This window comes from Hymenobacter ginkgonis (assembly GCF_009755225.1).
GTDB classification, from domain to species: domain Bacteria; phylum Bacteroidota; class Bacteroidia; order Cytophagales; family Hymenobacteraceae; genus Hymenobacter; species Hymenobacter ginkgonis.
Genome location: NZ_WQKZ01000001.1, coordinates 706,982 through 719,824 on the forward strand (window position 1 = coordinate 706,982; position 12,843 = coordinate 719,824).

The window sequence follows — 12,843 nt, forward strand, 5'->3', positions numbered from 1 at the left end:
TTAGCAATCCTAACGACTGCGGCAGAGATGCTTCGACAAGCTCAGCAGGACGGGCTTTTTAAGTACAGCTTCTAGCCTAGCTACACCAGTGGCCCGTTCTCCACGTCGGCTACCGGCAGAATGCTGGGGTGCACGCTGGGGCTTATTTCGTCGAAATACTGCTCGAACAGCGCCTGGAGCATGCCATCTTTCAGGCCGATGTCGGGCACTATCATACTGCTGACGCCGGCCCAATCCATGGCCGCTAGGTAGATGTGGCCGGCGGGCACGATAACGTCGGCCCGGTCGGGGTTGAGCATGGCCACGTTTACGCGCTCGTTCATGTTCATAGTGCCCAAGCGGTCCAGAATGGCTTGCACGCTGCGCTTGGTCACGGGTTTCGTTGGCGCGGCCGGCGACATGCTGTAAATCTTGTTGATGTTGCCGCCCGTGCCAATGGCGCGCGTAACGTGGTAGCGGCGGGCGTTTTCGCGCACCCAGACTTCCATGCGCTGCCAGAGGCCGTTCATTTCCTCCACGGTGCGGCCGCTTTCTTCCTGCTGCATCCGGCGGATGGAGCCGATTTCGAACGACTGCGCCGCCACCTTGCGGCGGTCGTGGTAGATATTAAACTCGGTGCTACCCCCGCCCACGTCGATGTGCAGGTAGTGGCGGTTGTCTTCCAGCAGGTGCTCGATAACGCGGTTGATGTATTCGGCCTCGGCCTGGCCATCAATCACGCGAATGTCGAGGCCCAGCTCTTGCTGCACGCGCGCGGCCACGGCCGCGCCGTTGCTGGCCGTGCGCATGGCCGAGGTGGCGCAAATGAGGTGGTGCGACACCTCGTGCACCTCCATCAGCAGCTTAAGCGAGTGCAGAAACTTGACGAACTTATCGGCCTTGTGCGGCGGAATTTCGCCGGAGGCAAATACGTCTTCGCCCAAGCGCAGGGGGTAGCGCACATACTCGACGCGCTTGAGGCGGTAGCGCCCATTGAAAAAAAGCACCGCCGAAATCTGGCAGCGCACGGCGTTAGAGCCAATGTCGATGGCGGCGAGCTTAGTCAGCTGATACTCCATCGGGCAAAGGTAGGGTAGGGGCGAAGGGTAGCGCGCCTAGTTTTTACCAATAATTAGGTTGAGGACCAGCGTGGCCATCACGATTTTGGCTTTGGCTCGGCGCCCGGCGATGCACAGCGCGCGGGCCACAAGCGCGTGAGCAGTTGGGCGCCGCGAGCCGACAGGCCGGTAAAGGCCGCCGTTGCGGTGGAGGAAAGCGGCTATAAATAGAGGCAAACGGGAGCTTTAAAACAACTCCCCCAGGTTCAGCGACAGCCCATGCGAGCCGTCAAGCCCAAACCCGTAGTCGATGGCCAGGTTGGTGCGCGAGGCTTTGTTGAGGCTCAGGCGGAGGCCGCCGCCGAGGGCGGGCACTACTTTTTCGAACTGGCCATCCTCGACCCGGCCACGCACTACGTTTAGCTCCGTCACGCTCTGGGCATTGGTGAAGACTACGCCGCCTAGTAAGCGGTTGCGGGTGAGGCCAAAGCGGTATTCGGCCTCGCCATACACGAAATTTTTGCCTCGAAAGCGCCCCTGAATAAAGCCGCGCCCGGTGTTGCCGTACATGTCCCAGCCCGTGGCGGGCAAGTCGAGAAAGGGCGGATTGCCCCGCAGGGTAAGCGCATTATACGACCACAGCGCCAAGATATTGGGTGAGCTAGGCGAAGGATGCAGATAGAGGCGGCCTTCGAGCAGCAGCGATTGGTAGTTGGTGTCGCTGCCCAGCGCTTGGAGATTGGGCCGGTACTGGGCATTGAGCAGGTAGCCGCCCTGCGGATTGATGGCATTGCCGCGGCTATCGTGCAGCAGGCTAAAAACCGGCCCCGACGAACGCGACTCGCCCGCCACGCCGTAGCTGTAGCGCGAAATAGTGGCTACCTCGCGCCGACTGTTGCGGCTCACAATATCCCAGTGGTCGTCAAGCTGATAGCCCAGCCCCGCGTACCAATCGGGGGCAATGCGGTGAAAGGCCGTTTGGTAAAGCCGTAGGTATTTATAATCCATCGACACCACGCCGCCGGTGGTAGAAGTGTACATGCCCAGCCCATAGGTGCTTTGTGGATAGCGCATGAGGCGCCAGTCGCCCACAAAATTCCACGTGTTGCTGGGCGCCCACACCGACGACGTAAGCGTAAAAATCAGCTGTTGGTGCAGGGTGTATTCGGCCGCGCCCACCACCGTAGATACGTTGGCCGCGGGCCGTCGAAAAGCCAGGTTGAGCGCCACCTCGGCCACGCCGCCGGTTTGCTGCGAGTAGCCCACCACCGGCACCAGCAGCAGCACGTGGTGGCCGGGCCGCAGCCCCAGCGAGTCGTGCGGGGGTAGGCGGCCATAGAAGTGGTGCGCCACATCGGCCACATCGAGCGGGGGCAGCGCGCTAGCCGGCTGCCCAAGCAAGGGGGTAGGGGCTTGGGCCCAGCCCGCGTGGGCGAGCAGGCTTAGCAGCGCGCCGCCCCAGCGCAAGCGCTGCAACCAGGAAAATAGAGAATTTGCCAAGTGAATGCGCCGGCCGGCGCCGGCGCCAACTTCACCAAAAAGCTGGGGCCGGCGCTAGCGCCCGATAGACTGCCGAACCAGGCAAAGGTTCAACGGCGGCCGACGGGGCGCCGCAAACTATCGGCCAGGGCGGCTAGTGCGTCGGCGAGCGGCGGCTGCGCCTGGCCGAAGGCCGGGGGGTAGGGCTATTTGTCGATGCGAAAACCCAGGCCGAACTGCACCAAGCTGTTCTCCTCCGACACCTGGTACGACACCGAAAAGGCCAGCGTTTCCACTACCGGCGCCAAGTAGAAGCCGCCGCCGTAGCCCGTGTGCCAGCCGCCCGGCGAGGCGTCCTGGTAGTACACCCGGCCCTGGTCGAAGAAGCCAAACACGCCGTAGTAGAAGGGCAAAAAGTGGTTTTTGCTCTGGCCCAAGGCCAAGCGCAACTCGGAGTTGTAGTACAGGCTGGCATCGCCGGTGAAGCGGTTGCGGTAGTAGCCGCGCAGGTTTTCGGCCAAGCCCAGGCTAGTGAGCTTGTAGAACGGAATGGCCGAATCGGGGCCGTAGTTCTTGGCCCCGCCCCCTTTCAGGGCCAGCGTGATGGGGATGCCCAACCGGGCCGTGCCCAAGTACTCGGCTGAGGCTTGGGTGAGGCCAAAGCGGCGCTTATCGCCGGTCAGTTGCTGGTACGAATCGTGGCGCACCACCAAGCGCACGCCGCGCTGGGCAAAGACTTTGCGGTTGCGCAGGTCGATGTCGAGCAGCGCGTTCAGGCCAATGAGGCGCTGGTTGTCGGCGTTGGGCCGGTTAAAGCGAGTAGAATCAGCGGCGTACAGCTCCCGGCCCAGCTCGCTGCTCAGGGCGTAGTCGGTGTTGTAGTACTCGTAGCTGGAGCCGAAGCGGAATACGCTGCGCTGCCAAAAAATACGCTCGCCAAATGCGCTCACCGTGAAGCCTTTGTAGCGGGCGCGGTAGTATTTAGCGTCGTATAAATCTTGGCTAATCTGGGTGCTGTTGCCGATGCCAAAGTAGTTGTAGAACGGAAAATAATTGCCGTAGCTCACCTCCGCCCCTATATCAACCTTGCCAATGGCGTAGCGGTGGCGCGTGCTGCCCGTGAGCTGAAACTGCCCGCCAGTCGAGGTTTGCAAGTTGAAATCGTAGCGGTTTTTGTAGTCGGGCTTGCGGAAGCCCTGGCGCACAAACCCTACCCCCAAGCTGAGGCCGAAGCCGTCGTTGCGGTTATAAAACAGGCCGGCCCGCGGCGCGTAGCTGTTAAACTCAAACGCCTCGCGGTCATACAAATTCACGTCGCGGCGGGCCGAGCGGCGGTCGTCAGTTTCGGGGCCGGCAGCCAGGTCGGTGCCGGGCGTATCGTACACCTTGGTGAGGGCGCGCAGGCCGGAAGCGCGCGAGTCGTCGGCAATCCGGTCCTTGCCCGCGCCGCCCACCACGTGCACGAGTATACTGTGCTTGCTACCCTGGCCGGTTATCTGAAAAATATCCTTGCCATCGAGGCCGTAGAGGGCAATTTCCTCCGTTTCTTTCGGCTCGAAGGTGCGGTCGAACAAGGCGGGGCCGTTAACTTCTTCGGTATCGCCCTTGCGGTCAAATTCCTGCACGCGTACCCTACCCCCCGCCAGGCGCTCGACCCGGAAAATCTCGGCTTCGTTGGACCCCACTACATCCACGCGCCGGGCTAGCAGCCGGTAGTAGCGGTCGAGGGCCTGGGGCAATTCTTGCACGCGGGCTTTAAGCTTGCGGTTGATTTCCTGGCCCGACAGCGGCTGGATTTCGGCGGGCAGCGTGGCCGTGGCCTCGTCAATTACGGCGGGGGTAAGCTGGGTCTGCAAGTACTTAGCCGTGGCCTGCCAGTCGGCGCGCGTGAGGCTTTGCAGCAGGAAGCGGTCGAGGTGGCGGGCCGGCCAGTTTAGGCTCTTCATGTCCCCAAATTCATCCTGAAAATCCTCAATGCTAGGCACCGCCCACTCGCGGTTGGCGAGGTAGGTCAGCAGGCCATTCCAAAGCGTAAAGGCCTGGTCGCGGTCGCGCGGAATAGGGCGGTAAACCAAGCCCTTGCCTTCTTTGTAGCCGGCCCATTTCCAGTTATCCTCGTGCTTGCCAAAGTCGGCCACCAGCATGTCGAAAGCGCGAGCACGGGCCAGGGCCGGGGCGTCAATGCGGTTGTTATGGTCTTTGTACAGCTTGCGAAAAAAACCGTAGCTGCGCGTCACCTCGTCCGATTTGCCGAAGCCCGGTAGGTTAGGCTTGGGGTCCTCGGGCCGGTCTTCCAGGGTGCCGAGCAGGCCGGCATATTCCTGGCGGTAGGGGCCGAGCTGGTTGTTGTCGGGTAGGCGAAACAAGCGCGGCCGGGCGTGCAAGATGTCGGTGTGGTCGAGCAGCGCGCTGATGGGCAGCGCTGAATACGGGTTTGCCGTGGCCGTAATATCCTTCAGAATGGGCGCCACAAACGACGTGCGCAGCTCGGGGGGTAGGATGGTCGTGACATCCTTATCCACGGAGCGGAAAACGTATTCCGTGCTGTCGGCCGCGATGAGCTTAAGCGAGGTTGTCTGGCGCCCGCCGCCCCGGCCAAAGGGCCGCAAACCGCCTTTTTCGGTGTTCAAATCCAGCGTCTTGACTGCCACTGGCTGCAGCCAAGCAGTGCGGTAAAGCGAGCCCAGAAAAAAGCGCTTCGAGCGGCCCGCCGTGTATTCGGGCCCCGGCACCACGGTAGTCGTAGGCTGCCAAGGCGCATTGGGCTGCTGCTCGGCTGGCGTTTTGGCCACACCAGGGCACTCGGTGATAAAGGAATTAACCGGCACCCGCGCGGCCGTATCGGTGGCGCAGGGCGAGCGAAAGAGCGTGCCGGTGTAGGCTACTTGGGCGGGCTGGCCAGTGCCAGCGAAGGTATAGAAGCGGCTCTTCACCGTGCCATCGGCGTAGTAGTCGAGGGCGGCGAAGCCTGCCTCCTTTTCATTGAACAGCGACTGCCCGCCTACCCCCACGTGCTGGCTCGACACGAAGCTGCCGGCCACCACGTGGTAGTTGCCCTGAAAGGGCGTCAGCTGCAAAGAATAGTCGTGCGAGGCCGCGTACACTACCCCCGGGTTCGTGCGCAAGGCGTTGCTGAGTAGCTCTTTGCGCAGTTCCTGGTAGCGCGGGTTGGCCAGGTCGCGGGGCGAGCCCACGTTTTGGCGATAGGCCGCGTACACCGTGCCCAGCACGGGGGGCAGGAAGTGGCGGCTGAGTGGCTCGTGGCCGCCGTACACGCCGTTGGTCACGACCGGGTGGTGGCCCACCAGCAGCAGGTTTTTGCCCTTGGTATCGTCGATAATATCCTGTAGCTGCTCGCGAAACTCCTCCTTAGTCAGCGTTTTGCAATCGATGTCGGGGGCTTCTGGCCGGTCGTAGGGATGGGTAAACCACGGCGTGTTGAGAGCCACCAAGCGCACCAGCGGAGCCACGTCTACCACCTCGGGGCCGGGGCAGCCGTTGGTGGGTACGAAGGCATTTTGACCGGGTAACTGCTTTTCAATGTATTTCTCGAGGCGGCGCACGGCCTTCAGGCCCTCGCGGCCCGAATTAGCCCAGTCTTTATCGCCGGGCACGAAGTAGATTTTGCCCAGCGGCAGCCCTTTCACGAGGCCAATAAAAGCATCGGCCCGGCTTTTTTCGGACTGCGAAAGGGCAGTATCTTTTTTAGTAGCTAAGCCCTCATTGCCCACGATATCCCCCAGATGCACCACCGTAAAGGGCGTTTGCTGTTGCTCCAACACCTGGCGCAGCAGGTTGAGGCGAGCGATAGGCAGCTCGCCCTGCGCCGTATTGCCCAGCAAAAAAACAGTGTGGGCCGGCGGGCTGGTTTGGGCAGAAACAGGCTGGCAAACCAGCCCGCACACAGTTAGCCAAGTGAGGAAAAGTAGACGCATAGGTGAAGAAATAATGTAGTCCTTACGCAAAAAAACACTCCCGGGGTATACCCAGAAGTGTTTCGATAGAGAAGAGATAAAGTAACTGATTACTTATCTACAAGCTACTTGCTAGGCTCGGCAATGCCAAGCGCCCGCAACTGGGCAGCATATTTGTCATAAATGACCTGTAAATCAGCATTGTGCTTGGCTGCATCGACGCCCTGGCTGGTATTGCTAGCGTGGAAGCGGTGGAGGTGGCTGATATGGGGGCACACCACCGGCAGGTGCCCAGCCAGCAAAAAGCGCACGTAGAGGTCCAGGTCTTCGGCCATGGGCAGTTCGGCATCGTAGCCGCCCACGTCGTCGAGTAGCTTTTTGGTGTAGCACACGTTGCCCTGAATAAAGTGCTCGGCCCGGAAAATAGCTTGCAGCATAGCCGTGGGCGAATCGAATTGCCAGGCGTAGTAATCTTCGCTGGGTAGGTAGCGGCCGTGCTCGTCCACGCGCAGGAAATCGGCTACCAGCCAGGGCCGGTCGGGGTTGGCTTGAATTTGGGCGGCGTAGTGGTAGAGGGTGCGCTGCAACAGCAGGTCGTCGTCGTCGAGCGGCACAATCCAGGCGTCGGCCGGGGCTTCCTTGCTAAGCTCGTTGCGGGCAAAGCCGGGCCGGCGATTGGCGGGGTCGTGCCAGTGGCGAAGTGGGGGGTAGGGCTGGGTAGCCGCTTGCTGCAAGAAGGCGGTAGTGCCGTCGCTCGACCCGTTGTCATAGAGCAGATGCTCAAGCGAAAAATCTAGTGGCGCGCTGATGCTGGCGCGCACGCTGGCCACGGTTTCGGGCAGCAGGTCGCGCCGCTGGTGGGTAGGGGTGATAACGGTAAAATGCATGGCCTCTCTTTCGGCAGGGTAGGGCGAAAGGTTGCGCGGGCAGGGCGGACAGGAAAGCTCATAATCGAGTTGAAACACGCGAGAAGGTATTGCCAAAAACAAGGAGGCCGCCCGCTTGCGCCATCAGGAGTAGGCCCAATAGTGCAAGCGAACGGCTTTCCTGCTCTTGGTAGAGCCTTATCCTAGTGCGGGTTGTCTACGCAGCTACTGCCTCCTTGCGCTCGCCAATTTGCTGGCGCCACATGGCGTAGTACAGGCCTTTTTGAGCTAGCAATTGGGCATGGCCACCTGCCTCAGCCACCTGGCCGCGTTCCAATACAAAAATGCGGTCGGCGTGTAAAATTGTGCTCAGGCGGTGGGCAATGAGCACGGTGATGTGCTGGCGCGAGCCCGACAGCTCGCGCACCGTGCGGCCAATTTCCTCTTCCGTGAGCGAGTCCAAGGCCGAGGTGGCCTCGTCGAAAACGAGGAGGGTAGGGTGGCGCAGCAGCGCGCGGGCAATGCTGAGGCGCTGCTTTTCGCCGCCGCTCACCTTCACACCGCCCTCGCCGAGCACAGTGTCGAGGCCTTTGGGGGCGCGGGCCAGCAGCGTGTCGGCGGCGGCTTGGTGCAGGGCGCGCAGGCACTCTTCGTCGGTGGCCTGGGGTGCCACAAAGCGCAGGTTTTCGCGGATGGTGCCTGCAAAAAGCTGTGTATCCTGCGTTACGAAGCCAATTTGCTCGCGCAGCTGGTCGAGGTCTACCTCGGCGCTCGAAATGCCGTTGTAAAGAATCTCGCCCGAAAGCGGGGGGTAGAGGCCCACCAGCAGCTTCACGAGCGTGGTTTTGCCCGAGCCGCTGGGCCCCACAAAGGCGATGGTTTCGCCCAGTTTGGCCCCAAACGAGATGCCAGCCAGCGCCGGCGCTGGCGCAGTCAAGTGCTTGAAAGTGACGTTCTCAAAGGCTAGCGTTTCGATGCGTGCCACTGCTTTGGGGTGGGTAGGCTTCACATCGCGCGGCGTGTCGAGTATCTTCTGGAAATTACCCAGCGAAGCCTCCGTTTCGCGGAAGGTGCCGATGATGGCGCCCAACTCTTGCAGCGGCCCAAAGATGGAGAACGAGTAAATGAAGAATGAAAAAAATTCGCCCAGGCTGATGTGGTTCTGCACCCGTAAATACAAGAGCAGCAAAATGATAATGTTGCGCAGCAAGTTCACAAATGTGCCCTGCACAAACGAGAGCGAGCGCAGGTAGCGCACCTTGCGCAGCTCCAGCTTGAGGATTTTGCCGGTGATGCCGTTCAGGCGCTCGGTTTCCTGCTGGGCCAGGCCGAGGCTTTTTATCAGCTCAATGTTGCGCAGGCTTTCGGTGGTAGAGCCGGCCAGCGAGGTGGTTTCGGCCACAATGGTGCGCTGAATGACCTTGATGCGCTTGCTTAGCGCGAAGCTGAGGATGCCGAGCAGCGGAATGGTGAGGAAGTAGCCGAACGCAATGGGCCAGTACACGCTAATGGCGTACCACATGACGAAAATGATGCCGACCACAGCCGTAAACAACACGTTGACAAAGCTCTGGATAAGCTTTTCGACGTCGATGCGCACCTTTTGGAGCTTGCCCAGCGTCTCGCCCGAGCGCTGGTCCTCAAACACCTGGTAGGGCAGGTCGAGCGAGTGGCGCAGGCCGTCGGAGTACATCTGCGCGCCCAGCCGCTGGGTGATGACGTTGACGTAGTAATCCTGAAAGTTCTTGGCGATGCGCGACACCATCGCTACCCCCAACATGATGGATAACAGTGGGATAGCCTCCCAGAAAAAGGGCCAAAACGATACCAGCCGCATCCCGTGAACGTCGGGGTACTTGGCCGTAAAATTATCAACCAGCTTGCGGAAGAAGTAGGGGTCGAGCAGCGAGAATATCTGGTTGACAGCCGCCAGCACAAGGGCCAGCACCAGCAAGCCCCAGTAACGGCGCAGGTAAGAATAAAGCAGTTGCATAGAATACAGGAGAACGTCATGCTGAGCCGGCCGAAGCATCTCGCTCGCATCATTCAACGAGGCGAGCGAGATGCTTCGGCCGGCTCAGCATGACGTTCTTTGGGTTTATTTAAATAAAGCTTATGCTGCCAGTGTCGTCGGGCGCCGCAGCACCAGCACCACTACCAGTAGCACGAGTAGTACCAGGGCCGGTACCCCCTTGGCCAGGCCGCCCGGAATCTTGGTGGCGTGCAGGTATACGGCACCTATCATAATGATAATCAGCCCCAAGGCAGCTGGGCGCACAAAACGCAGCAAGAGCAAGCCAATTCCGCCGAGTACCTCCGCACTCGCAATGAGGTAAAGCATCCAGCCGGGAAAGCCCATGCTGATAAAACCTTTCACCGCTTCATCGAGGTGCAGAAACTTGCTAATGCCCGAAGCGGTGAAGGCAAAGGCCAGCAAGGCTTGCAGTATCCAGGCAACGGTATTGCGGGTAGAGACAGACATGGGGAAGGGGGTAGGAGTGGAGCTTCAAACTTAACTCAGTACCTCGCAAATGGTTGTGGCCAACTGGCCTACCCCCACCTTTTACTGCCAGCCGCCGCCCAGCGCGCGCACCAGCTGCACCGCGGCGCGGAGCTGGGTCGTTTGGGTTTGCACCACCAAGCGAGCGGCGTCGAGGGTTTGGCGGTCGGCATCGACCACAGCAAAATAGTCGATGAGGCCACGGCGGTAGCGCTCCAGCGTGAGGCGGCCGGCCAGCCGGGCGGCGGTGAGGGCACGCTGCTGGGCGGCAAGCTGGGCTTCGCTGGCGCGCACGTCGGCCAGGGCGGTTTCTACTTCTTCGTAGGCCGTGAGGGCCGTGCTTTGGTACACCGACTCCGACTCGCGGCCTTGGGCACGGGCCAGTTGCTCGGCCCCGCGCAGGCGGCCCCCGTCGAAGAGCGGAATATTGAAGCCACCGCCCACGTAATAGGTTAGGCCATCGCCCACCTTGGGCAAATCGCCGATGCTGGTAGTCTGCGGGCCGATGTAGCCGTTGAGCAGCAGGGTAGGCAAGCGGTTGAGGCGGGCCTGCTTGGCGCGCAGGTCGGCGGCGGCCAGTAAGCGCTCCTGGCGACGCAGGTCGGGCCGGCGCGTGAGCAGGCTGGCGGGCAGCGTGGCTGGAATGCTAGGCAGCGGCGGCAGCAACTGGGCCACGGCGGCGCTCACCGGGGCCGCCTGGTTGCGGCTCAGCGGCAGCGCGCTTTGGTAGCTCACCGAGTCAGGCGCCAGCGAGCGCAGCGCAAAGCTGCTGGCTGGCCGCCCCGTCAGCGTGGCCAGCGAAGCCACAAGCCCGGCGCGTTGGCGGCGCAACTCAATGGCGCTGGCCTCGACGTTGGCCAGCTCAGTTTCGGCCCGGCGCACGCCAATTTCATTGTCAACCCCCGCCTGGAAGCGCGAGTTGGTCAGTTGCACGTTGTAGCGGCGAGCCTGCCGGGCACTGTCGAGCACGAGTAGCTCGGCGTCGAGACCGCGCAAACTGAAATACGTATTGCCGACGTCGCCCGATACGGACAGGCGCACGGCTTGCTCGTCGGCCTCGCTGGCCTGCTCGGTGGCCTGGGCGGCCTGGGCCCCGCGCCGCAACCGGCCCCACAGGTCAACTTCGTAGTTGACGTTTAGCGGCACGTAAAACTGCGTTTGGGGTATTGCTGTGGCCGGAATAAGCGACGACTGCACTGGCCGCAACCCCGACAACTGGGAGTGAAACGCCGACGGCGCCAGCGCTATTACCGGCGACCGCTGGGCCTCCGCAATGCGCAACTGCGCGCGCGCCTGGTCGAGGCGGGCCAGCGCGGCGCGCGTCGTAAAGTTGAGGGCCGACGCCTGGTTTTCGAGTCGCGTGAAGGTGGTATCGTTAAAAACCGTCCACCAAACTGGCAGGGTAGGCACTTGGCGCAACTGGCGCGCCGTGTCGGCGGGGGCAAGTGGCACCGGCACTTCGGCGCGGCCCCGGCCGAGCGAGTCCACGGCGCCGGTGTTTTTAAACGCCGTGGGTACGGGCACGGCAGGCGGGTTGTACTGGTAGTGCGTGGCAGCGCAGCCACCCAGGCCCAGCGCCAGCAAACCTATTGAAACAGAAGAAGAACGCATCTAGAAAGCAAATCAGGATAGAAGTAAGGCTGGGTCTCCGGGGTGATGCGGCCCTACCCCCCGCAGTTGGCGAGAGGGGTAGGGCCGCATCACCCCGGAGGCCGGCCTTCTAAAAACTACTTTGCCAGCGGCGACGACACGCGGGGCGCGTCGGGGTCGTTGGGGCGGGGCGCGGCGGGGGGAGGACCGGCTGGTTTTTGGGGCGCTTCGGCTTGTTTGCTGTTCACGGCTAAGCCTTCGGTTAGGTTTTCGCCGGGGTTAATAACCAGCATCTCGCCGCCTTTTAAGCCTTGCGTTACTTCGAGGTTCGAGCCAAAGTCGCGGCCTACTACGATGGGCTGAAAGTGAATCTTGCCATCCTGCACCAGCACTACTTTCTGCTCTACACCGCTAGGCACCAGCGCGTTGGCCGAAATCAGCACAGAAGGGGCCGTTTGGGGCAAGTCGAAGCGCACCTGCCCGTAGGTACCGGGCCGTAGCTGCCGGCTGCGGTTGGGCAGGCGTACTTCGGTGCGCAGGGTGCGGGTTTGGGGGTCGAGGGCTTCGGCATCGCGGGCTACAATTCCTTGGAACGGCTTAGTCGGAAACTCCGGCACTAGTACCTGGGCCTTGAGGCCCCGCCGAATGCTCGGCACAAAGTTCTGCGGCACGTCCACGAAGGCGCGCAGCGTATCGGTTTGCTCTACCTTAAACAGTTGCGTGCCCGTGGCGTTGCCGCCCGTTACGAGGGTGCCTACCTCCACATTACGCTGGGTTACGGTGCCATCAAAAGGCGCAATTACCTGGCGGAATGAGCGTTGGGCTTGCAGCTGCCGCACGGCGGCCTGCTGGGCCGAATACTGGGCCCGGCCCGCATCCAGCTCTTGCTTTGAGATGGCGCCCGGCAGGCTCACGCTCTGCAAGCGGCCAAACGAAGTGCGGGCCAGCTCTAGGTTGGCCTGGGCTTGGGCTATCTGCTGGTCAATCTCGGGGGTAGTGATGGTAGCCAGCACTTGGCCGCGGCGCACGTGCTGGCCAATGTCGCTGGTCCAGCTTTGCACAAAGCCGTTGACGCGAGCAAACAAGAAGGTTTCGTGGTTCGACCGCAAATCGGCGGGCAGCGTAACGCTGGTCATGTTCGGCGAAGCCTTGGCTGGCTGCACTGTCACTACGGGTTTGGCGTTGTTCTGGGTCGTTGCAGCTTCGTCGCGGGTTCGGTCTTTCTTAAGGCGAGGGAGCAGGCCGAGCAAAAACAGCGCGCCAAATACCACGAGCAGAATCAGGATAACCAGCCAAAAGCGGCCGCTGCCGCTGTTTCTTTCTTCGGTTGACATTAATATAGTAGAGTAAGGTGCAGCGGCGGCTGCGAAAAAGCCACTTCCGCCCGCCAGTGAACAAGTAGCGGGAATTCGGGAAAGCGACAGAAAGGGTTTCGGAAATAAGCAGGGGGTAGGGGC

9 protein-coding genes are annotated in these 12,843 nt (G+C 61.6%); all 9 read right to left on the reverse strand.

Annotation, left to right across the window (positions count from 1 at the left end; all coding sequences use genetic code 11):
- Positions 1-80: 80 nt before the first annotated feature.
- The 9 genes from GO988_RS02760 to GO988_RS02800 all read right to left on the reverse strand — a co-directional run bounded on the left by GO988_RS02760 (position 81) and on the right by GO988_RS02800 (position 12,720).
- The gene (locus GO988_RS02760) at positions 81-1,058 is read right to left on the reverse strand and encodes a Ppx/GppA phosphatase family protein (protein ID WP_157561995.1); all 978 of its coding nucleotides are present in this window, start codon (positions 1,056-1,058) and stop codon (positions 81-83) included.
- A gap of 36 nt (positions 1,059-1,094) precedes the next feature.
- Positions 1,095-1,274, reverse strand: coding sequence for a hypothetical protein (locus GO988_RS02765; RefSeq protein ID WP_157561996.1), 180 nt, complete (start codon positions 1,272-1,274; stop codon positions 1,095-1,097).
- 9 nt (positions 1,275-1,283) lie between these two features.
- Positions 1,284-2,513, reverse strand: coding sequence for a BamA/TamA family outer membrane protein (locus GO988_RS02770; protein ID WP_232341343.1), 1,230 nt, complete (start codon positions 2,511-2,513; stop codon positions 1,284-1,286).
- Positions 2,514-2,722: 209 nt separating this feature from the next.
- Positions 2,723-6,451: a BamA/TamA family outer membrane protein gene (locus GO988_RS02775; RefSeq protein WP_157561998.1), complete on the reverse strand. Its 3,729-nt coding sequence runs from the start codon at positions 6,449-6,451 to the stop codon at positions 2,723-2,725.
- A gap of 104 nt (positions 6,452-6,555) precedes the next feature.
- Positions 6,556-7,413, reverse strand: a complete 858-nt coding sequence (locus tag GO988_RS02780) for a glycosyltransferase family 2 protein (RefSeq protein WP_157561999.1) — start codon at positions 7,411-7,413, stop codon at positions 6,556-6,558.
- A gap of 100 nt (positions 7,414-7,513) precedes the next feature.
- Positions 7,514-9,289, reverse strand: a complete 1,776-nt coding sequence (locus GO988_RS02785; RefSeq protein ID WP_157562000.1) for an ABC transporter ATP-binding protein — start codon at positions 9,287-9,289, stop codon at positions 7,514-7,516.
- Positions 9,290-9,409: 120 nt separating this feature from the next.
- Positions 9,410-9,778 carry a DoxX family protein gene (locus GO988_RS02790; RefSeq protein WP_157562001.1) on the reverse strand — a complete coding sequence of 123 codons (369 nt, stop codon included), beginning with the start codon at positions 9,776-9,778 and terminating at the stop codon, positions 9,410-9,412.
- Between the two features lie 81 nt (positions 9,779-9,859).
- A complete protein-coding gene (locus tag GO988_RS02795) occupies positions 9,860-11,407 on the reverse strand; it encodes an efflux transporter outer membrane subunit (protein WP_157562002.1) in 1,548 nt (515 codons plus the stop codon).
- 116 nt (positions 11,408-11,523) lie between these two features.
- Positions 11,524-12,720, reverse strand: coding sequence for an efflux RND transporter periplasmic adaptor subunit (locus GO988_RS02800; RefSeq protein WP_157562003.1), 1,197 nt, complete (start codon positions 12,718-12,720; stop codon positions 11,524-11,526).
- Between the last annotated feature and the right edge of the window lie 123 nt (positions 12,721-12,843).